The 21572-nt window shown below is 72.0% G+C and carries 14 protein-coding genes; 10 read left to right on the forward strand and 4 right to left on the reverse strand.

What is annotated here, in order from left to right:
- Window positions 1–1724 (reverse strand): TerD family protein (locus tag JW613_RS34170; RefSeq protein WP_209214958.1); only part of this gene is annotated, 1724 nt, incomplete at its 3' end.
- 530 nt (window positions 1725–2254) lie between these two features.
- On the opposite strand from JW613_RS34170, the gene JW613_RS34175 reads away from it, so the two are divergent.
- From JW613_RS34175 to JW613_RS34190, 4 genes are all read left to right on the forward strand, one after another.
- Complete coding sequence (locus tag JW613_RS34175) at window positions 2255–4558, forward strand: MMPL family transporter (protein ID WP_209214960.1); 2304 nt, start codon at window positions 2255–2257, stop codon at window positions 4556–4558.
- On the forward strand, window positions 4518–5186 hold the full coding sequence (locus JW613_RS34180) for a hypothetical protein (protein ID WP_209214962.1): 669 nt from the start codon (window positions 4518–4520) through the stop codon (window positions 5184–5186). Before JW613_RS34175 ends, JW613_RS34180 begins: the two co-directional genes overlap by 41 nt.
- A 170-nt stretch (window positions 5187–5356) precedes the next feature.
- Complete coding sequence (locus JW613_RS34185) at window positions 5357–5548, forward strand: hypothetical protein (protein ID WP_209214964.1); 192 nt, start codon at window positions 5357–5359, stop codon at window positions 5546–5548.
- 73 nt (window positions 5549–5621) lie between these two features.
- A complete protein-coding gene (locus tag JW613_RS34190) occupies window positions 5622–8816 on the forward strand; it encodes a helix-turn-helix transcriptional regulator (protein ID WP_209215035.1) in 3195 nt (1064 codons plus the stop codon).
- Here the strand turns inward: JW613_RS34190 and JW613_RS36205 are convergent.
- From JW613_RS36205 to JW613_RS34200, 3 genes are all read right to left on the reverse strand, one after another.
- Complete coding sequence (locus JW613_RS36205; RefSeq protein ID WP_245226834.1) at window positions 8710–8958, reverse strand: DUF6191 domain-containing protein; 249 nt, start codon at window positions 8956–8958, stop codon at window positions 8710–8712. The two genes, JW613_RS34190 and JW613_RS36205, sit on opposite strands and share 107 nt — an antisense overlap.
- A 10-nt stretch (window positions 8959–8968) precedes the next feature.
- On the reverse strand, window positions 8969–10150 hold the full coding sequence (locus JW613_RS34195) for a PQQ-dependent sugar dehydrogenase (RefSeq protein ID WP_209214966.1): 1182 nt from the start codon (window positions 10148–10150) through the stop codon (window positions 8969–8971).
- A gap of 106 nt (window positions 10151–10256) precedes the next feature.
- Entirely contained in the window at window positions 10257–11252 is a 996-nt protein-coding gene (locus JW613_RS34200; protein ID WP_209214969.1) for an aldo/keto reductase, read from the reverse strand.
- 145 nt (window positions 11253–11397) lie between these two features.
- Between JW613_RS34200 and JW613_RS34205 the strand changes: the two genes are divergently transcribed.
- The 6 genes from JW613_RS34205 (at window position 11398) to serA (ending at window position 21504) form a co-directional block, all read left to right on the forward strand.
- Window positions 11398–12375, forward strand: coding sequence for a 2-hydroxyacid dehydrogenase (locus JW613_RS34205; RefSeq protein ID WP_209214976.1), 978 nt, complete (start codon window positions 11398–11400; stop codon window positions 12373–12375).
- Window positions 12376–12714: 339 nt separating this feature from the next.
- The gene (locus JW613_RS34210; RefSeq protein WP_245226836.1) at window positions 12715–15909 is read left to right on the forward strand and encodes a putative bifunctional diguanylate cyclase/phosphodiesterase; all 3195 of its coding nucleotides are present in this window, start codon (window positions 12715–12717) and stop codon (window positions 15907–15909) included.
- Between the two features lie 263 nt (window positions 15910–16172).
- On the forward strand, window positions 16173–18035 hold the full coding sequence (locus tag JW613_RS34215; RefSeq protein ID WP_209214980.1) for an acetolactate synthase large subunit: 1863 nt from the start codon (window positions 16173–16175) through the stop codon (window positions 18033–18035).
- Between the two features lie 33 nt (window positions 18036–18068).
- The gene (gene ilvN / locus JW613_RS34220; protein ID WP_099884516.1) at window positions 18069–18593 is read left to right on the forward strand and encodes an acetolactate synthase small subunit; all 525 of its coding nucleotides are present in this window, start codon (window positions 18069–18071) and stop codon (window positions 18591–18593) included.
- Window positions 18594–18674: 81 nt separating this feature from the next.
- Window positions 18675–19673 (forward strand): ketol-acid reductoisomerase, encoded by a 999-nt coding sequence (gene ilvC / locus JW613_RS34225; protein ID WP_209214982.1) that lies wholly within the window; start codon window positions 18675–18677, stop codon window positions 19671–19673.
- Window positions 19674–19914: 241 nt separating this feature from the next.
- The gene (gene serA / locus JW613_RS34230; protein WP_099884519.1) at window positions 19915–21504 is read left to right on the forward strand and encodes a phosphoglycerate dehydrogenase; all 1590 of its coding nucleotides are present in this window, start codon (window positions 19915–19917) and stop codon (window positions 21502–21504) included.
- Window positions 21505–21572: the final 68 nt, after the last annotated feature.

The following is a 21572-nucleotide window of genomic DNA, read 5'->3' on the forward strand; positions in this document are numbered from 1 at the left end:
ACCTCGTACGGCTGGACGACGATGAAGTTGCCGGGCGCACCGCGGAACTGGAGGTTCACGGTCTCCCCGCTGTGCCCCGGGTAGGCGTTGCGGTGCAGTCGCACCTGGCTGGTGACGATGACCTGCGCCGCCGCCGACCACGCCACCACCGACTGGGCGTCGGCGAACGTGGTGGGGGTGACGGGGAGGACGACAGGGGTTCCCTGCGTCTTGACCACCACGGTGCCGGTACCGGTGAACTGCATCGTGAACAGCGCGCCACCGGGGATGCCGTGGCCCTCGATCCGGCGGACCTCGTGCTGCAGCGACTCGTCGAAGGCGAGCACGTTGTCGGCCGAGACACAGATCGCGTCGCCCTGCAGTTCCACCGGGTGGACGTGCGCCGCGTTCTCGGCGAAGAACACCTGGCCGCGGCCGCTGCAGCGCATCAGCTGCATCTCCTGGCCGGTGGCGTTGCCGACCACACGGCCGGTGAACCCGGCGCCCTTGTAGGAGAAGTCGACCTTCCCCTGGTAGAGCACCATGCTGCCCTGCTTGGCGAGCACCGGCTGGCCGTCGACGCCGATGTCCGCACGGACGAGGGAGGGATTCTGCAGCGTCCAGCGCTGGCCGGTCGGCAGCTCGTGGTACTTCTGCAGCACCGCGCCCATGCCCGCCGCCGGGCCCTGTGGAATCTGCGGGGCGGCGTAGCCGCCGCCCGGCGCCTGCTGGGCGAACGGATTGGAGAGCTGCTGCCCACCGGGGGGTCCGGGGGGTCCGGGCGGCCCGGGCTGCTGGGGCTGGGGCGGCTGGTGCTGCTGGTATTGCTGCGGCGGCTGTGGGGCCTGGGGCGGCTGGACGGGGCCGGTCATGGTGGGCGCCCCATGGACGTCCGGCGCCACCGGCTGGGGCTGCGGCTGCGGTTGCTGGGGCGTGTACGGCTGCTGCGGCATCTGCGGTTGCTGCGGCACCTGGGGCTGTTGGGCCACCTGCGGCTGCGGGGCCGGAGCCTGCGGGGCCGGAGCCTGCGGGGCCGGGGCTTGCGGAGCCGGAGCCGGGGCAGGCGCCGGGGCGGGAGCCGGGGGCTGAGCCGCCTGGGGCTCCGGCGCGGGAGCCGGCGGAGGGGCGAAGCCGGGCGCGGGCTGCTGCGGCGGCGCGCCCCCTCCCGGTGGCGCGAAACCGGGCGCTGCCTGCGGTTCGGGCGGCTGCTCCTCCTCCAGCACCTCGCCGCCGAAGTGCTTCAGCAGCGCGTCCAGCCCACCGTCGAAGCCCTGTCCGATCGCGGCGAACCGCCAGACGCCGTTCTTCCGGTAGATGTCCCCCAGCATCACGGCGCGCTCGGTGGAGAACTCCGAGCCGTCGAAGGGATAGCGGGCCACCTCCTCGCCGCCCGCCACCAGTCGGATGTAACCGGGCCCGACCTGCGACATCTGGCCCGCTCCGTCGATCGTCGCGGTGAACGACAGCCGCTGCACCTGCTGCGGGATGCGCTCCAGCGTCACCCGGAAGGACTCGGTGTCCCCGGCCTGCGCCCCGAGGAGTTGCAGGGACTCCTCCGGCGACTTGGGCTGGTTGAAGAAGATGAAATAGCGATCGTCGGAGAGCCGTTCCTGCTCGTCCAGCCCGAAACAGCTGATGTCGAAGGAGAGTCCGGCTCCGGCGATCTGTACGCCCACGTACAGATCCGTGCCCGCCGTCAGATCACTGATCTTGGCCTTGTGGCCGCGTTGCAATTCCCTGGGCATACGTAACGACCGTCCCCCATCCCGTGCGGTGCGTGCTTCGACCATGCGGCCTGCGTTCGGCCGTTCCACCACCGCGGTGCGGTCGCGGGACGGCTCCCACAGGCTAATGGGTACCTACGACCGTGGGACCAGGAGTGTTCCCCGGCGCTCTGTACGGACTCCGCGCATGCTGCCCGGTGCCCGCGCCGGGGTGACCGCCCACCCGCGGGGCGAGCCGGAAGACCGCGTATCCGCGTATCCGCGTAACGGTGCGGCACAGGCTGGACACACCGGCCCGGCCGCCCTGTCGTGAGGGGGCGGTTACAGGGGGAGATGCCGAGCCACAGGCATTGTGGGTATCGCCACAAAGGCCGCAATCGATCTTTTCGGGATGGCACTCTGCAGGAAAGCGGTCCTTGAGGCGAGGTGTTCGATTGCCTCGGACCCCACTCCTCCCGGCGCCTTCGACCGGGAGATCCAGCTGCGGCGGACAGGGGTCGCCGCACCCCCCACCCCGTGCCCGTACGACACCCGGGAGCAGGCGACCGCCCGTGACCGCACTTGCCCGTTGGTGCCTGAGGCGCCGCCTTATCGTTCTGCTGCTCTGGCTCGCCGCGCTCGGCGGCGCCGTGACGGCCTCGTCACTCATCGGCAGCTCCTACTCCGACGACTACGGCGCCCAGGGCACCGAGTCGGGCCAGGCGGCGCAGCGCCTGGAGAGCGCCTTCCCCGACCGGGCCGGCGGCAGTGACACGATCGTGTGGCAGACGGACGGGACGACCGTGCGCGCCACCGCCGTCCAGGAGCGGATGGCCGAGACGCTGCGCGAGGTCGAGCAGCTGCCCGGCGTCGCCTCCGTCCAGTCCCCCTACAGCCCGCAGGGCGAGGGACAGATCAGCGAGGACGAGCACACGGCCTACGCCGATCTGACCTTCGACAAGCCCACCGACGAGCTCGGCAAGGAGAAGGTCCAGCGCGTCGTGGCGACCATCCAGGACGCTTCCGACGCGGACATCGGTCTGCAGGCCGAGGCGGGCGGTTCCGGCGTGGCGGCGGCCGAGGCCCCCAAGGCGCACCTGGCCGAGGCCATCGGGCTGGCGGCGGCCGCCGTCGTCCTCTTCCTCGCCTTCGGCTCGCTCGCCGCGACCGCTCTGCCGCTGATCACGGCGGTCGTCGCGGTCGGCACGGCGGCGGCCGGCATCGGACTGCTCAGCCAGGTGATGACCGTGGCGGAGTTCGCGCCGATGCTGGGCATGCTCATCGGGCTGGGCGTCGGTATCGACTACGCGCTGTTCATCGTCACCCGGCACAGACGGGGGCTGCGGGCCGGGCTGCCGGTGGTCGAGGCCGCGCGCCGCGCGGTGACGGTCTCCGGACGCGCGGTGGTCTTCGCGGGGGCCACGGTCTGCATCGCGCTGCTGGGTATGTTCATCCTGCGGCTCGACTTCCTCAACGGAGTGGCGATCGCCGCCTGTCTCACCGTCCTGCTCAGCGTGGCCGCTTCCATCACGCTGCTGCCCGCCCTGCTGGGCTTCATCGGGATGCGGGCGCTCAGCCGCCGTGAGCGGCGACAGCTGACCGAGCACGGTCCGCGCCCCGACCGGCCCACGGGCTTCGCCATGCGCTGGTCGGCCTTCGTGGAGCGGCATCCCAGGCTGCTGGGTGCGGTCGCCGCGGTACTGATGGCCGTGCTCGCGCTGCCCGCCCTCGGGCTGCACCTGGGCACCTCCGACCAGGGCAACGACCCGGCAGCCAGCACCACCCGCCAGGCCTACGACATGCTCGCGGACGGTTTCGGGCCGGGCACCAACGGCCCGCTGACGCTGGTGGGCGAGTTGGACGGGGCCGGCGACAAGCTGGCCTTCGACCACCTGCGGGGCGAGATCCGGGACACCCCGGGTGTCGCCCAGGTCAGCGGCCCCGAGTTCAACGGCAGCGGCGACACGGGTGTGATCACCGTCGTGCCCGACAGCTCCCCGCAGTCCCGTTCGACCTCGGATCTGGTGGACCGGCTCCGCAGCGACGTGCTGCCGCAGGCCGAGGAGGGCTCGACCATGGAGGTCCTGGTCGGCGGGACGACCGCGGGCCACGACGACTTCGCCGACATCATCGTCGGCAAGCTGCCGCTCTTCGCCGGTGTGGTCATCGGGCTCGGCTGTCTGCTGCTTCTGCTGGCGTTCCGCAGCATCGGCATCCCGGTCAAGGCCGCGGTCATGAACATCGCGGCCGTCGCCGCCGCCTTCGGAGTCGTGGTCGCCGTCTTCCAGTGGGGCTGGGGCAGCGAGCTGCTCGGTCTGGGCAGCGCGGGGCCCATCGAGCCCTTCCTGCCGGTCATCATGATCTCGGTGCTCTTCGGGCTGTCCATGGACTATCAGGTCTTCCTGGTCAGCCGGATGTACGAGGAATGGCGGCTGACCGGTGACAACAGACGCGCCGTGCGGGTGGGCCTCTCGGAGACCAGCCGTGTGATCAACTCTGCGGCGGTCATCATGATCTCCGTCTTCGGTGGCTTCGTGCTCAGCGGTGACCGGCTCATCGCCATGTTCGGCATCGCCCTGGCGGCTGCTGTGGCGCTGGACGCGTTCGTGCTGCGTACGCTGCTGGTGCCGGCCCTGATGCACATGCTGGGCGGCGCCAACTGGTGGCTGCCGCAGTGGCTGGATCGACGGCTGCCGCGCCTGAGCATCGAGCCGGACACCAGCGGCCATGAGGACGGCGACGCCGAGGCCCCGGCGAGCGTGGACGTACCGCTGGTGGGACAGCGCGCCGGGTCTCTCATCGGTCTCTCAGAAACCGCCCCTACGGTGACCGCCCATGGCTACCGAAAGCACGAAGACCACGCAGACCACGACTGAGAAGTCCCCCGCCGACGAGCCGGCCGACGAGGCGGTCGCGGCGGAGGAGACACCTGCCCGACCGGCCGACGGCCTGCGCGGCAAGGAAGCCGCCGACGCCCACGCCGACAACGCCGACGCCGACAATGCCGCCGACGCCGATGACAACGCCGACGACTCCTATGACGGCGACGGCGACGACGAGGCCGGACTCGACGCCCAGGGCCGGGCGGCAGGCCGGCGCAGTGACTGGGCGGGCGGCGCCTTCGCCGTCGTCAGCGCCGGTCTCGGCCTGGCCTCGCTGACCGGCACCTCCTTCAGCGAGATGCTGCGCGAGCGCAAGAGCCTCCTCGGGCAGATCAAGAGCAACGCCCAGGGCTCCGGCGGCTCGGCGGCCGACCAGGTCAACGCTCTGTACGGCGCACCCTGGCACACGGCCGCCGTGGTCAACGGGATCTTCGCCGTCCTCGCGCTCGTGGTGGGCGGTCTGCTGCTGGCGACGCTCAGCGGCCGTCCCGAGGCGCGCGGCTGGGTCAAGGCGGTCGCGCTGGGCGGAGTGGTGCTCGGCCTGATCGGCCTCGTCGTCGCGGGCGGCATGTACTTCGACCTGTTCGCTGCGCAGCCCGAGGTGCCCTCGGCCGGCCAGTGAGGGCGGGCGAGGGTACCTACGCGCCCTGCCCGGTGGTCTAGGGCCGGCAGCGGGCCGGCCTAAGGCTCCCGGGCCGCCAGGACGGGGCAGTTGCCCGATGTGCCGGGACCTCCTCAGGAAGCAGTGTGGGAGTACGCCATTCCGCACCACTCCCCGAGGGGGCCACCGTCATGTTGTACGACCTCAGCAACAGCCGGCACCACTACCGCATGGACGACCTGCGCCGCGAGGCGGAGCACGAGCGGCTGGTCCGTATGGCCAGGGCCGCCCGCCGGGAGCAGCGGGGCACCGCTCGCTCCTGGTTCCGCCGCGGTCGCCGCGGCCGGGACGAGAACGGACCGGTGTGGGTCCGGGCGGCATGAGCGCGGCCGTCCGCACCGCCGGCAGGCGTTCGCCCGCAGACAAGACAGGTGCCCTGGGCCGGTGCCGGATGCCATGCTGAGCGACGTGCCCCTGCAAACCACAGTCAGCCCCGTCTTCGTCGGCCGCACCGCCGAACTCGCCGCGCTCACCGAGGCCCTCGCCGTAGCGGACAACGGCGCGCCCCAGGCGCTGCTCCTCGGTGGCGAGGCGGGTGTGGGCAAGACGCGGCTCCTGGAGGAGTTCCTGGCCCGGGCCCGCGCGTCCGGCGGTGTCACCACCCTCGGCGGCTGTCTCGAACTGGGCGCCGACGGCCTCCCCTTCGCGCCCTTCACCACGGCGCTGCGCGGTCTGCGCAGCGCCGTGCCGCCCGCCGCGCTGGCAGCCGCCGCGGAGGGCCGGGAAGCCGAACTGGCCCGGCTGCTGCCGGACCTGGCGGTGCCGGGGCCGACGGCGCCGCTGCGCGAGGAGCACGACGACGGCGCCGACGGCGGACGTGCCCGGCTGTTCGAGGCGACCGCCCAGCTGCTGGAACGGCTGGCCGCCGACCGCACTCTGGTCGTCGCCCTCGAAGATCTGCAGTGGGCCGACCGCTCCACCCGCGAACTGCTCGGCTACCTCTTCCGCTCCGTACGCGCCTGCCGGCTGGTGCTGCTGGCCACCTACCGCACCGACGACATCCACCGCCGCCACCCGCTGCGCCCCTTCCTCGCCGAGCAGGACCGGCTGCGTACCGTCCTGCGTTTGGACCTGCCCCGGCTCACCCGGGCAGAGGTGCGCGACCAGATCACCGGTATCAACGGCACCGAGCCCGCGAGTGAACTCGCCGCGGAGATCTTCCGCCGCTCCGAGGGCATCCCCTTCTTCGTCGAGGAGCTGACCGCCACCGAGGCCGCCTGCGCGATCAGCGACTCGCTGCGCGACCTGCTGCTCGTCCGCCTCGAAGCGCTGCCCGAGCCGGCGCAGCGCGTGGTGCGGCTAGCAGCGGGCGGGGGATCGACCGTCGAGCACCCCCTGCTGGCCGCTGTCGCCGGGCTGGGCGAGGACGCGCTGCTGGAGGCCCTGCGCTCGGCGGTCGGGGCCAATGTGCTGCGCCCGACCGAGGACGGCTCCGGCTATCTGTTCCGGCACGCCCTGCTGCGCGAGGCGGTACGGGAGGACCTGCTCCCCGGCGAGCTGGCCGGGATCAGCCGCCGCTACGCCGAGGCGCTGGAGGCGGACCCGTCGCTGGTGCGGGCCGAGGAGCGGCTGGCGCGCCTGGCGCACTACTGGCACCGCAGCCGGGACGCGGCCCGGGCGCTGCCCGCCGCGCTCTCCGCCTCGGTCGCGGCCCGGCACCGGCACGCGTACGCCGAGGAGCACCAGCTGCTGGAGCGGGTCATCGAGTTGTGGGACGAGGTGCCCGAGGAGGCCAGGGCCGCGCTGCCGGCGCTGCGCGTCCCGCGGACGTTCCCGGCCGCTCGGGCGGGGGACGGTACCCAGCCCTTCACCCGGCCGCCGTCCTTCGTCGAGGTGCTGGCCGAGGCGGTCGTCGCCGCCCGGATCAGCGGTGATGTGGCGCGTGCCAAGGTGCTCGCCCGCCGTGCGCTGGCCCGGTTGGACGAGGCGAAGGACCCGCTGACCGCCGCCTGGTTCCAGCTGAAGCGGGGGCTGCTGCTGGAGGAGATGGGCAAGGGCGACGGATGGGAGCAGATCGCCAAGGCCCAGGAGCTGGTCCGCGGGCTTCCGCCGTCGGCCGTGCACGCGGAAGTGCTCTCCAGCGCCGCGAGCTGGGGCATGGTCCACCGTCCCGGCCGGGAGGCGCTGGCCACGGCCGTGCGCGCGGTAGAGCTGGCCCGGGTCGTCGGTGCGACCGCCATCGAACTGGAGGCCAGGGTCACCCTCGGCACCCTGCTCGCCGAATCCGGCGATCTGGAGGAAGGCCTGGCCGAGCTGGCCCGGGCGCGGGACGAGGCGGGCGAGGCGGGGGTCACCTCCGTGATGACCTGCGCCGCCATCAACATCGCCGTCGAACTGGAGGCGGTGGGCCGCTCGGCGCAGGCGGCCGAGGAGGCGGCCCGCGCGGCCCGCGTCGCCCAGGAGCGCGGGCGCCCCAACTCCTATGCGGGAGCCCTCGCCGGACAGGCCGAGGCACTGCTGTCGACGGGGGAGTGGGAGCGGGCGGCCGAACTCCTCGACCGGGCCAGGGACGCGGCGCGCGTCGCCGACGTACGCGCCTGGGTCGCGCTGCTGCAGGCCCGGCTGGCCCGTGACCGCGGGGACCTGCCGGGGCTGGAGACCGCCGTGGCGGAAGCGGTGGCCACCATGGGCTCCTCCCCGGCCAACGAGCCGCAGAAGGTGGTAGCGCTGCGGTACTTCACCATGGTGCTGGCGGCCGAGCGCGGCGAACTGGACACCGCACGCGCCGAGCTGGCCTCGGCACTGCGGGAGGGCTTCCCGCCGGGCGCCCACCCGCACGCCTGGGCCCTGCTGTACGCCGCCGCGTCCTGGGAGGCGGAGCTGCGCGGTCTGCCGGACGCGGAGCGGGGGCGGGGCCCGGTGCTGGCCGAAGTGCGCCGCGCCGCCCGGCAGCTGCCCCGGCCCGCACCGGTGTGGGAGGGCTACGCGCTGCTGCTGGAGGCCGAGCTGAAGCGGGCGGAGGGGCGGAACGAGCCGCAGCCGTGGGAGGCCGCGGCGCTGGCCCTGGAACCGGTGGGCCGGCCTCTTCCGCTGGCCCGCGCCCGGCTGCGCTGGGCCGAGGCGCTGCTGGAGGGCGGGGGCACATCGCATGAGGGCTCCCCGCGCCCGGAGGAGCTGCTGCGGCAGGTCCACTCGGTCGCCGAACGGCTGGGTGCCGCGCCGCTGCGGACCGAGGCGGAACAGCTCGCGGTACGCGCACGGATCACGCTGGGCCGCGGGGGAGCGGCGGAGGACGACCGGGCGCGGCCGACGGCGCCCGTGCCCGCCGACCCCGCCGAGTCGTTCGGTCTCACCCGGCGCGAGCGCGGCGTGCTGGAGCTCGTCGCCGAGGGGCGCAGCAACCGGCAGATAGCCGAACAGCTGCACATCGCGCCGAAGACGGCGAGCGTGCACGTCTCCAACATCCTCGCCAAGCTGGGAGTGGCGACGCGCGGTGAGGCGGCGGCGATGGCCTTCCGGCTGCGGCTGGTCGGCGCGAGCGGGCTCAGCGCCCCGGGGGCGCCGAGCGCCGCTCGGGCCGCGGCGGCTCCGGCTCCGGGCGCGGCCCGGGGCACAGCGCCGGCTCGGTCCGCTGCCCGGGTGGACGGATGAGCACCTGGCCGGAGGTCAGGTCGATCGGCCCCTTGCCGGGGTCGTTGCTGCCCTCCTGCACCCGGGTGTGCTCCAGCCGCCGCTGCTCGTCGTCCGCGTGTTTGCTGTTCGGCGAGAACAGCTCCTCGATCAGGTTGAACATCCGACCACCCTCAGCGCACCTGGAGACGCAGGATGCGGTCGTCCCCCTTCTCCGGTGAGCCACGTCCGTCCGTCTCGCTCGTGACCAGCCAGAGTCCGTCGCCACCACCGGTGCCGTGGTCGGCGACGACCGTCCGGAGCCGTCCGTATTTTCCTTTCAGGAACGCTTGGGGGGCCGCCGCGGGTTCCCCGCCCTTGAGCGGAATGCGCCACAGCCGCTCTCCGCGCAGTCCCGCCATCCACACCGAACCCTTGGCGACGGCCAGTCCGCTGGGTGACGCCTCGGCCGTGCGCCACTGCTCGACCGGGTCGCGGAAGCGTTTGTCGTCGCTCTTGCCCTCGGCGTCCGGCCAGCCGTAGTTCTCGCCCGGTTCGATCAGGTTGAGCTCGTCCCAGGTGTCCTGGCCGAACTCGGAGGCCCACAGCCGCTTGTCGCGGTCCCAGCCCAGCCCCTGCACATTGCGGTGTCCCCAGCTGTAGACCACCGAGTCCGGCTCGGGGTTGCCGCGCCCGGGCGGCTCGCCCTCCGGTGTCATCCGCAGGATCTTGCCGCCCAGCGAGTCCTTGTCCTGGGCGAGTTCGCCGTCGCCGGAGTCGCCGGTCCCGGCGTAGAGCATCTTGTCCGGGCCGAACGCGATGCGTCCGCCGTTGTGCAGCTGGCTCTTGGGAATGCCCTTGAGGATGGTGTCCGGGGCGCCGAGCTGCTCGCCGGGTTCCTTCTTGTCGTCGTAGACCATCCGCACGATGCGGTTGTCGGACGCGGAGGTGAAGTACGCGTACACCATCTTCCCGGCCTGCGCCCCGTCCGGCGGTACGGCCAGCCCCATCAGCCCGCCCTCGCCACCGGGCTCCACGCCCGGCACGGTGCCGACCTCGGTCTTCTTGCCGCTGTCGCCGTCGACGCGCAGGATCTCCCCCGTATCGCGTGAGGAGACCAGCAGATCGCCGCCGGGCAGCTGCGCGAGGCCCCAGGGGGTCTTGAGCCCGGTCGTGAGGGTCTTGACGACCTTCACGGAGCCCTTGGCGGGTGCGGCGCGGGGCGTGGCGGCGGCGCTGGAGCGCCCTTCTCCCCGGGAGGGCTCGGCCCCCGCGTCGCCGTCCCCGTCTCCGCCGGAACATCCCGCGCTCAGCGCCAGCGCACAGGCCATCCCGATGCTCACACCCGTCCTACGTCGCACGCTGCGACTCCTCATCCTCGGCAAGCGGCTCCCTCCCACAGGGGACCACATCGTCCCCCGTCCCCGCCCGTGGGACGCGGGGACCGGCCGGTTCCCCGCGCTGCCCGGGTCCGCGAGGGCCTCACTCCCAGGAGCCCTGCGCCGGAGGGAGGGCCGCGATCTCGGCCAGGTCCTCCGCGGTCAGGGCCAGGTCGGCGGCGCGGGCGTTCTCGGCGACCCAGTGGGCCTTCTTCGTCCCGGGAACCGGCACCACATGGCGGCCCTGGGCCAGCACCCAGGCGAGGGCGATCTGCGCGGGGGTGGCGTTGCCGTGGCGTCGGGCCACCCGGCGCAGACCGGCGACGATGGGCTGGTTGGCGGCCATCATCTCGGCGGTGAAGCGGGGGTGCCGGGCCCGTACGTCGTCGGGCTCGAAACCGCCCCCGGTGGTCAGCGCGCCGGTCAGATAGCCGTTGCCCAGCGGCATCGCGGCGAGGAACCCGATGCCGCGCGCCTCGCACCAGGGCAGCAGCGTCTCCAGCGCCTCGCGGGACCACGCCGACAGTTCGGCCTGTACGCCGCTGACGGGGAAGACCTGCTGGACACGTTCGAGCTGTCGTATGGTCCCGTCGTGGATACCGGCGCCCGCCCTTCGGTCCGCGCGGGCGCCCACCGCGCAGAAGCCCAGCGCGCGCACCTTGCCCGCCGTCACCAGCTCCGCCATCGCACCCCAGGTCTCCTCGACCGGTACCTCCGGGTCGGCGCGGTGCAGCTGGTAGAGGTCGATGACCTCGGTCTGCAGCCTGCGCAGCGAGGAGTCGCAGGCGCGTCTGACATAGCTGGGCCGGCCGTTGGCGACGATGTGCTGCTCGCCCACCAGCAGTCCGCACTTGGTGGAGACGAACGCTTCGGAGCGCCGCTCCTTCAACGCCCGCCCGATCAGCAGCTCGTTGGTGAAGGGGCCGTACATGTCGGCGGTGTCCAGCAGCGACATCCCCGCGTCCAGCGCGGTGTGCACCGCGCGCAGCGAGCTCTCACCGTGCTGCTCGGAGGTGGAGTACGCCCAGCTCATCGGCATACAGCCGAGGCCCACGGCGCCCACGCCGAGAGCTGCCGCACCGATTGTCCTGCGCTCCACCTGGTTCCCGCTCCCTCCCGGACGGCCCCCAACGTAACGGTTGCCCCCGGTGCCACACACGTTTGCTTCTGTCACACCGTCCTCCGGGCCTGGTCCGGGGGACACCCCGGACCTGCCGGCGCGGTCCGCCGACTAGTCTCTCCCCATGGCTGCTGCGACAGAGATCTGGCTCTCGCTCCCGCCCGAGAGCGTCGAGGGCCTGCCCAACACCCTGACGTACCGCTACTGGGCCGGGGAGCAGGAGTTCCCCGCGGACCCGGCCGACTGCGCCTTCTACGTCGTCCCCTATTACGTGGGTGCCGAGGTCGCCGTACGGCCGCTCGCGCGGATGACGGGTGTGCGGGTCGTCCAGACCCTCACCGCGGGGATCGACCACATCGCTTCCGCCATCCCACGCCTCCCCACCGGAACGCGGGTGTGCAACGCCCGCGGTGTGCACGACGCGAGCACCGCCGAACTGGCCCTGGCGCTCACCCTCGGCGCCCTGCGTGACCTGCCCGGATGTGTCCGTGCGCAGGACCGCGGCGAGTGGCTGCCGGGGTTCCGCCCGGCGCTCGCGGACCGCACGGTACTGATAGTCGGCTACGGCGCGGTGGGCGAGGCCGTCGAGCAGCGGCTGCTGCCCTTCGAGGTGGCCGCCGTGCACCGTGTCGCCCGCTCGGCGCGAAACGCTCCGCTGGGTCCGGTTCGGCCACTGAGCGAGATCGGCGAACTGCTCCCGCTGGCCGACGTCGTGATAGTGGCGACCCCGCTGACCGATCAGACCCGCGGTCTGGTCGACGCGGACTTCCTCGCCCGGATGAAGGACGGGGCGCTGCTGGTCAACGTGGCGCGCGGGGCCGTGGTCGACACCGAGGCGCTGCTGGCCGAGACCGGCACCCCCGCCTCTGCCCTGGGGGCGGAAGACGGCGTTCCGGGGCGGCTGCGGGCGGCGCTGGATGTGACCGATCCGGAACCCCTGCCCAAGGACCACCCGCTGTGGCGGGTTCCCGGTGTGCTGATCACTCCGCACCTCGGAGGGATCACTTCCGCGTTCCACCCCCGTGCCAGAAGGCTGCTCGTCGCGCAGCTGAGGCGCTGGGCGGCCGGTGAGGAGCTGGAGAACACGATGGCCGTGGCGTAGTTCCGGTAAACACCCTCAGGCCGTCAGGGGCCACTCTACGGATGCGTACGACTGCACCCTGTACCGAGCTTCCCTCTTATGGTTACGGTCTGTATTGGGACTATGTCCCTGAGTGACGAACCTGGTGTATCGTCCCGAGCGGGGGGCGAAACCCGGACACGAGGGGGGCGACGGGCGAATGCACGATCAACGGACGAACTGCCGCGCGGGACGCAAGGACAGCGCCTGCGGACATCCCGACTTCCAAGGACAACCCCCGCGTTGCGGCACCCCGCCGAGCGCGTCCCGCAACGGCCGGGCCGGCTCCGTCAAGTGGCCCCCGTCTCCAGGGGTGGCGCGATGACCACCCATGAAGCGGCCCCCAGGCGGGGCCCGTACTGGAGCGGAACATCTGCCAGGCCGACACGGTCGAGCTCGTCGGAGCCGTGCGGAGGAGGCTCCGACACCGGCGGACGCGTGGTGGTGCTGCCGCAGTTGGCGCTCATCGTGGTCTGCGCGGCCTACGCCGTGGGCGCCGCCTGCGGCTGGGGCTCCGAGACCGTCGCCGTCTTCATGGGCGACTTCGGACTCAGCGCCGCCGCACTGCTGGCCGGCGGCTCGTGCCTGTGGTATGCGCGCACTCAGCGGCGGGAGGCCGCCCAGGCGGCGGACGCCTACGAGTCGGCCGCGCGCGCCCGGCTGGAGGCCAGCCGTCCGGCGTGGGTGCTCTTCGGGGTCTCCTCGCTGATGGCGGCGCTCGGCAACGGGGTATGGGGCTGGTACGAACTGGTGCTCGGCCAGCAGGTGCCGCGCCCCTCCCTCGCCGACTTCTGCTTCCTGCTGTTCGCGCCGCCCGCCATCGTCGGACTGCTGGTGCTCGCCAAACGCCCGGTGACCCGCGCCGGCTGGGTCTGCCTCAGCCTCGACGCCTGGCTGATCGGCGGCTCGCTGCTGACCCTCTCCTGGTCGCTGGCGCTGGCCCACACGTCCTACTGGGCAGGCGACTCGGTGGCCAGGGCGGCGCTGAACCTGGCGTATCCACTGCTGGACATCGTGCTCGTCAGCATGGTGCTGGCGCTGCACTTCCGGCGCTCCTCGGCGCACCGCAGCGCCATCAACACCGCGATCGGGGCGCTCGCCCTCACGGTGCTGTGCGACGCGCTGTTCACCTCGCCGATGCTGCGCGAGCACTACGCCTCCGGACAGCTGCTGGACGCCGGCTGGTTCGCAGGCTCGCTGCTCCTCGCCTACGCACCATGGGTCGGCAAGACCCGCAAGGGCAGCAGAAACGCCACCGACGACAAGAAGGGGAAGGCGGACCTCGTTCCCGCTCAGCCGATGGCCGCAACGGACCGGCAGGCCGAGGCGCGGGCCACCCACCCCAGTCGGCCCATCTCCGGCTCGCTGAGCGCGCTGACGCCCTATCTCGCGGCCGCCGTGTGCACGCTGGGCATCCTCTACAACTCGGTGGACGGCCACGACATCGACCGCGTCGTCCTCTACACCGGCTGCACCGTCGTCCTCGCGCTGGTGCTGCGCCAGGGCATCATGCTGCTGGACAACATCACACTGACCCGGGAGCTGGCGCAGAAGGAGAACCACTTCCGCTCCCTCGTCCAGGGCTCCAGCGACGTCATCATGATCACCGCCGCCACGGGCCTGCTCCGCTACGTCTCACCGGCGGCGGCCGGGGTCTACGGGCGGGAAGCGGAGGACATGGAGGGCTGCGAGCTGTCCTCCCTCGTCCACCCCGAGGACCTGGGCCAGGTCAACCACGAGCTGCGCCGCTTCCTGGCCACCTCGGCGGACCAGGAGTCCAGCACCCGTATCGAGTGCCGCTTCCGGCACGGTGACGGCCACTGGCTCAACGTCGAGTCCACGGTCAACCGCTACCAGGGCGGGCTCATCTTCAACAGCCGGGATGTCACCGAACGGGTGAGACTGCAGGCGCAGTTGCAGCACAACGCCTCGCACGACGCACTCACCGACCTGCCCAACCGGGCGCTGTTCACCGAGCGGGTCCGGCAGGCCATCGGCGGTCGTCGCGGCGGCGACTGCGGCACGGCCGTGCTCTTCATCGACCTGGACGGCTTCAAGGCGGTCAACGACACCGTCGGGCACCAGGCGGGCGACGAGCTGCTGGTGCAGGCGGCGCGGCGGCTGCACGACTCCGTGCGCTCCGGCGACACCGCGGCGCGGCTGGGCGGCGACGAGTTCGCCGTGCTGATCCGCGGCGACGGCGAGCCCGGACGGATGCCGGACGCCGAGCGCGAGCTGCGCATCCACGACATCGCCGACCGGCTGCGGATCACCCTGTCCGACCCGTACCGCGTCGACGGCACGGAGCTGCGGGTCGCCGCCTCCATCGGCATCGCCTTCGCGGAGCCCGGCATCACGCCGAGCGCCCTGATGCGCAACGCCGATCTGGCCATGTACCGCGCCAAGCAGGCGGGCAAGGGCCGGGTGGAGCTGTACGCGCCGCAGATGCAGGCCGAGGTGGTCAAGCGGGCGGAGCTGGCGGCCCGGCTGCGCAGCGCGCTGCACGACGGCGAGTTCGCACTGCTGCACCAGCCGATCGTGGAGCTGGCCAGCGGCAAGATCACTGCCATCGCGGCCGAGGCGCGCTGGCGCTCGGCCCAGGGCATCCTGTTCACTCCCGCGGAGTTCCTGCGCACCGAGGGCGCCTCGGCGCGGGAGGCGCGCGGGGCCGGCGGCGAGCGGGCCGCCGAGGTGAGCCGCTGGCTGCTGGAGGAGGCGGTTCAGCAAGCGGCAGCGCGTCAGCGTGCCGGGTACGGCGCACCGGTGACCGTACGGCTGCCCGCGCGGCGGCTGACCGAGCCGGGCATGGAGCCGCGCAGCATCGGCGCGCTGCTGGCCCGGCACGGGCTGGCGGCGGCACCCGGTCCCACGGGAGGTACCGCGCTGGGTGCCCCCGCGGCCAACGCTGGGGTGCCAGGGGCGCCCGGAGCGCTGATCCTGGAGCTGTCGGACAGCGATCCGCGCATTCCGCTGGACGAGCTGGAGCGGCGGCTCACCGCGCTGCGCCGGCTGGGGGTGCTGATCTCGCTGGACGGCTTCGGCAGCGGCTATGCGGCGATCTCGGCGCTGCGCAGGCTGCCGGTGGACATCCTGCGACTGGATCGGGGACTGACGGACGGGATCCTGGAGTCCACCCGGCAGCGCAAGATCACCTCCGGACTGCTGCGGATCGCGGGGGACCTGGGGCTGACCACCGTCGCGGAGGGCGTCGACCTGCCGGAGCAGGCCACGCTGCTGCGGGAGATGGGCTGCACCCATGGTCAGGGTGCGGTCTTCTCCGGGCCGCTGGACGAGCACCGGCTGCGTGGGGCGCTCGCCCGCGGGGTCTACGCGGTGCCCGAGTCCACCCGCAGCGGAGGGGCCTCCGGGTACGGCGAGGAGCACCCCGAGGGCCGGGACGCGGCCGTGGCCGTCGCGGGGGCGCTGCCCGTCGCGCGGGGCGCCGGCACGCTGCCCGCACAGCAGGAGGGGGTGGCGGACCAGCTGACGCACTCGCCGGCGTCGCCCAAATGCTGAGACGGCCGTCCCACACACTTGACACCCGGGGCTTGACGGGGAGAAGGTCAGTGCCATGCGCACCCGAATTCTCGTACTTGGACAGCGCGTCGGCTGACCGCGGGACCCACTCATCCCGCGACCACCAGCGGCGCGCTCCCCTCGCTTGCCTCACGGCACGAGGGGTTTTTTGTTGCATCAGCACCTGAGCACGAACCAGCAGCAGCTGGAAAAAACCGCCCAAAACGAGCGTCAACCCTCACTCTCCGAGAAGAGATAAGCCGATGACCGAACAGGCCACCGGGGCCCCGAAACCGCAGCCGCGGGCCCGCAACAGCGGACAGTCCAACTCCGTTCCGGCCCAGGCAGCCCCCCGCATCACGGGCGCCCAGTCCCTCATCCGTGCTCTTGAGGAAGTCGGCGCCGACACCGTATTCGGCATCCCCGGTGGATGCATCCTGCCCGCCTACGACCCGATGATGGACTCCTCCCGGGTCAGGCACGTCCTGGTCCGTCACGAGCAGGGCGCGGGTCACGCGGCCACCGGCTACGCGCAGGCCACCGGCAAGGTCGGCGTCTGCATGGCCACCTCGGGCCCCGGCGCCACCAACCTGGTCACCCCGCTCGCGGACGCCCATATGGACTCCGTGCCGCTGGTCGCCATCACCGGTCAGGTCGCCTCCGGCGCCATCGGCACGGACGCCTTCCAGGAGGCCGACATCTGCGGCATCTCGATGCCGGTCACCAAGCACAACTTCCTGGTCAGAGACCCGGACGAGATCCCCAGGACCATCGCCGAGGCGTTCCACATCGCCTCCACGGGCCGCCCCGGCCCCGTGCTGGTGGACATCGCCAAGGACGCGCTGCAGGGCCGGACCACCTTCCAGTGGCCGCCCACCGCCGAGCTGCCCGGCTACCGCCCGGTGACCAAGCCGCACGGCAAGCAGATCCGCGAGGCCGCCAAGCTGCTCACCGAGGCCCGCCGTCCGGTGCTCTACGTCGGTGGCGGCGTCCTGAAGGCCGGCGCCACGGCCGAACTGAAGGTGCTCGCCGAGCTGACCGGAGCCCCGGTCACCACCACCCTCATGGGCATCGGTGCCTTCCCCGACAGCCACCCGCAGCATCTGGGGATGCCCGGCATGCACGGCACCGTGGCCGCCGTCACCGCGCTGCAGAAGGCCGACCTGATCGTCGCCCTCGGCGCCCGCTTCGACGACCGCGTCACCGGCAAGCTGGACTCCTTCGCGCCGCACGCCAAGATCGTGCACGCCGACATCGACCCCGCCGAGATCGGCAAGAACCGCGCGGCCGACGTGCCCATCGTCGGCGACGCCCGCGAGGTGCTGGCCGACCTCGTCGTCGCCCTGCAGGCCGAGGCGGCCGAGCACCCCGGCGAGCCCGGCGACCGCTACGCCGACTGGTGGGCCCTGCTGGACCGCTGGCGCAAGACCTATCCGCTCGGCTACGACCTGCCCGAGGACGGCTCCCTGGCCCCGCAGCAGGTCATCCAGCGCATCGGCGAGCTGGCCCCGGAGGGCACGATCTTCACTGCGGGCGTCGGCCAGCACCAGATGTGGGCCGCGCACTACGTCACCTATGACCAGCCCGCCACCTGGCTCAACTCCGGGGGCCTGGGCACCATGGGTTACGCCGTGCCGGCGGCCCTCGGCGCCAAGGTCGGTATGCCCGACCGCGCGGTGTGGGCCATCGACGGGGACGGCTGCTTCCAGATGACCAACCAGGAGCTGGTCACCGCGGCCCTCAACGGCGCGCCCATCAAGGTGGCGATCATCAACAACGGTGCCCTGGGCATGGTCCGCCAGTGGCAGACCCTCTTCTACAACCAGCGCTACTCCAACACCGTCCTGCACAACGGCGAGGAGGGCGAGCCGAGCCGGGGCACCCGTGTCCCCGACTTCGTGAAGCTCGCCGAGGCCATGGGCTGCGTCGGCATCCGCTGCGAGGACCCCGCGCAGCTCGACGCTGTCATCGAGAAGGCCAACGCCATCAACGACCGGCCGGTCGTCGTCGACTTCATCGTCCACGAGGACGCCATGGTCTGGCCGATGGTGGCGGCAGGCACCTCCAACGACGAGGTCATGGCGGCCCGCGGCGTCCGCCCCGACTTCGGCGACAGCGACGACTGACCGGGAACGCAGGAACGGAAAGGCACTCCAACGATGTCCAAGCACACCCTCTCCGTGCTGGTGGAGAACACCCCCGGCATCCTGGCCAGGATCGCCTCGCTCTTCTCCCGCCGCGGCTTCAACATCGACTCGCTCGCCGTCGGCGTGACCGAGCACCCCGACATCTCGCGCATCACCATCGTGGTGAACGTCGAGGACCTGCCGCTGGAGCAGGTCACCAAGCAGCTCAACAAGCTGGTCAACGTCCTCAAGATCGTCGAACTGGAGCCCTCCTCCGCGGTCCAGCGCGAGCTGGTTCTCGTCAAGGTCCGTGCCGAGGGTGAGACCCGCTCCCAGATCGTGGAGATCGTCCAGCTCTTCCGCGCCAAGACCGTCGACGTCTCCCCGGAGGCCGTCACCATCGAGGCCACCGGCAGCGCCGACAAGCTGGAGGCGATGCTGAGGATGCTGGAGCCGTACGGCATCAAGGAACTGGTGCAGTCCGGCACCATCGCCATAGGGCGCGGCGCCCGCTCCATCACCGACCGGAGCCTGCGCGCGCTGGAACGCTCCGCGTGATCGAGCGCCCCTGACCGACCCCGTCCGCCCGGCCGTCATAGGTTGGGCAGCACCAATCATCAGCACAAGGAGAATCCCCAAGTGGCCGAGCTGTTCTACGACGACGACGCCGATCTGTCCATCATCCAGGGCCGCAAGGTCGCGGTCCTCGGATACGGCAGCCAGGGCCACGCCCACGCGCTGTCCCTGCGTGACTCGGGCGTCGACGTCCGGGTCGGCCTGCACGAGGGCTCGAAGTCCCGGACCAAGGCCGAGGAGCAGGGCCTGCGGGTGACCACGCCCGCCGAGGCCGTCCAGGAAGCGGACGTGATCATGGTCCTGGTTCCGGACCCGGTCCAGGCCAAGGTCTACGAGGAGTCGATCGCCCCGCACCTCAAGGACGGCGACGCCCTCTTCTTCGGCCACGGTCTGAACATCCGCTACGGGTTCATCAAGCCCCCGGCCTCTGTCGACGTGTGCATGGTCGCTCCCAAGGGCCCGGGCCACCTGGTCCGCCGCCAGTACGAGGAGGGCCGCGGCGTGCCGTGCATCGCGGCCGTCGAGCAGGACGCCGGCGGCAACGCGTTCGCGCTGGCGCTGTCGTACGCGAAGGCCATCGGCGGCACCCGGGCCGGCGTCATCAAGACCACCTTCACCGAGGAGACCGAGACCGACCTGTTCGGTGAGCAGGCTGTGCTGTGCGGCGGTACGGCCGCGCTGGTCAAGGCGGGCTTCGACACCCTGGTGGAGGCCGGCTACCAGCCGGAGATCGCCTACTTCGAGTGCCTCCACGAGCTGAAGCTGATCGTGGACCTCATGTACGAGGGCGGCCTGGAGAAGATGCGCTGGTCCGTCTCCGAGACCGCCGAGTGGGGCGACTACACCTCCGGCCCGCGGGTGATCAACGAGCAGACGCGCGCCGAGATGAAGAAGATCCTCGGCGAGATCCAGGACGGCTCCTTCGCCAACAACTGGATGGCCGAGTACAACGCCGGCCTGCCCAAGTACAACGAGTACAAGAAGGCCGACCAGGACCACCTCCTGGAGACCACGGGCAAGAAGCTGCGCTCCCTGATGAGCTGGGTCGACGAGGACAAGTAACCCGCACGCCCTGTTGTGGGCGGTCGTTCCCCCCGGCGGCCCGACCGCCCACACCGGTGTGGACCCAAAGCGCCCACATCGGGGGCGGGACCCTCGATAGACTGCTGAGCCACAGGCTCACAGCGTCGTGCGTCTGCCCCTCCGCCCTCCGCCCTTCCCCCGGACCCCGTCCGGGAGGGACCCCCGGCCCCCGCAGGGAATCCGCAGGGAAAACGCGCCGTCCCAAGAATTTGGAGACCACGTGAGCAAGCCCGTAGTACTCATCGCCGAAGAGCTGTCGCCCGCGACCGTCGACGCGCTGGGCCCGGATTTCGAGATCCGGCACTGTGACGGCGCCGACCGGGGCGAACTCCTCCCCGCTCTCGCCGATGTGGACGCCGTCCTCGTCCGCTCCGCCACCAAGATCGACGCCGAGGCCATCGCGGCGGCGAAGAAGCTCAAGGTGGTCGCCCGCGCCGGCGTCGGGCTCGACAACGTGGATGTCCCCGCGGCCACCAAGGCAGGCGTGATGGTGGTCAACGCGCCGACCTCCAACATCGTCACCGCCGCCGAGCTGGCCTGCGGGCTGCTCGTCGCGACGGCCCGCAACATCCCGCAGGCCAACACCGCGCTCAAGAACGGCGAGTGGAAGCGCAGCAAGTACACCGGGGTCGAGCTGAGCGAGAAGACGCTCGGCGTCGTCGGCCTCGGCCGGATCGGGGTGCTGGTGGCCCAGCGCATGTCGGCGTTCGGGATGAAGGTCGTCGCCTACGACCCGTTCGTGCAGCCCGCACGGGCCGCGCAGATGGGCGTCAAGCTGCTCTCGCTGGACGAGCTGCTGGAGGTGGCGGACTTCATCACCGTCCACCTGCCCAAGACCCCCGAGACCCTCGGGCTGATCGGTGACGAGGCGCTGCACAAGGTCAAGCCCAGCGTGCGCATCGTCAACGCGGCGCGCGGTGGCATCGTGGACGAGGAGGCGCTGGCCGCGGCGCTCAAGGAGGGCCGCGTGGCGGGTGCGGGCCTGGACGTGTACGCCTCCGAGCCGTGCACCGACTCCCCGCTCTTTGCCTTCGACCAGGTCGTGTGCACCCCGCATCTGGGGGCCTCCACCGGGGAGGCGCAGGAGAAGGCGGGCATCGCGGTCGCCAAATCGGTGCGGCTGGCGCTGGCGGGTGAGCTGGTCCCCGACGCGGTCAACGTGCAGGGCGGGGTCATCGCCGAGGACGTGCGCCCGGCGCTGCCGCTCGCCGAGAAGCTGGGCCGGATCTTCACCGCGCTGGCCGGCGAGGTCGCCGTCCGGCTGGATGTCGAGGTGTACGGCGAGATCACCCAGCACGATGTCAAGGTGCTGGAACTGTCCGCGCTCAAGGGCGTGTTCGAGGACGTGGTGGACGAGACGGTCTCCTACGTCAACGCTCCGCTGTTCGCCCAGGAGCGCGGTGTCGAGGTGCGGCTGACCACTTCCAGCGAGTCCGCCGAGCACCGCAACGTGGTGATCGTGCGCGGCACCCTGGCCAACGGTGAGGAGGTCTCCGCCTCCGGCACCCTGTCCGGTCCCAAGCACCTGCAGAAGATCGTCGCCATCAACGAGCACGGCGTGGACCTCGCCGTCGCCGACCACATGGCCTTCCTGCGCTACAGCGACCGGCCCGGCGTCGTCGGCACCGTCGGCCGCATCCTGGGCGAGGCGGGCATCAACATCGCCGGTATGCAGGTCTCCCGCGCGGAGGAGGGCGGCGAGGCGCTGGTCGCGCTCACCGTCGACGACACGATCGGCGCCACGGTGCTGGGCGAGATCGCCGAGGAGATCGGCGCCACCCACGCCCGGGCGGTCAACCTCACGGAGTGAGCGAGTCCCGCCCTCGCCTTTTCCGGCCAGGGGGTGCCCCTGCCTGATATCCGCAGGGTGCGGGTGGG

It is taken from the genome of Streptomyces smyrnaeus (genome assembly GCF_017676345.1).
Classification (GTDB): Bacteria; Actinomycetota; Actinomycetes; order Streptomycetales; family Streptomycetaceae; genus Streptomyces; species Streptomyces smyrnaeus.

What these genes read in the sequence shown, in the direction of transcription:
- JW613_RS34180 (WP_209214962.1), top strand. Translation starts at nt 4,518, where the DNA reads ATGGCTACCGAAAGCACGAAGACCACGCAGACCACGACTGAGAAGTCC.
- JW613_RS34185 (WP_209214964.1), top strand. Translation starts at nt 5,357, where the DNA reads ATGTTGTACGACCTCAGCAACAGCCGGCACCACTACCGCATGGACGAC.
- JW613_RS34190 (WP_209215035.1), top strand. Translation starts at nt 5,622, where the DNA reads ATGCTGAGCGACGTGCCCCTGCAAACCACAGTCAGCCCCGTCTTCGTC.
- JW613_RS36205 (WP_245226834.1), bottom strand. Translation starts at nt 8,958, where the DNA reads ATGTTCAACCTGATCGAGGAGCTGTTCTCGCCGAACAGCAAACACGCG.
- JW613_RS34195 (WP_209214966.1), bottom strand. Translation starts at nt 10,150, where the DNA reads ATGAGGAGTCGCAGCGTGCGACGTAGGACGGGTGTGAGCATCGGGATG.
- JW613_RS34205 (WP_209214976.1), top strand. Translation starts at nt 11,398, where the DNA reads ATGGCTGCTGCGACAGAGATCTGGCTCTCGCTCCCGCCCGAGAGCGTC.
- JW613_RS34210 (WP_245226836.1), top strand. Translation starts at nt 12,715, where the DNA reads ATGACCACCCATGAAGCGGCCCCCAGGCGGGGCCCGTACTGGAGCGGA.
- JW613_RS34215 (WP_209214980.1), top strand. Translation starts at nt 16,173, where the DNA reads ATGACCGAACAGGCCACCGGGGCCCCGAAACCGCAGCCGCGGGCCCGC.
- ilvN (WP_099884516.1), top strand. Translation starts at nt 18,069, where the DNA reads ATGTCCAAGCACACCCTCTCCGTGCTGGTGGAGAACACCCCCGGCATC.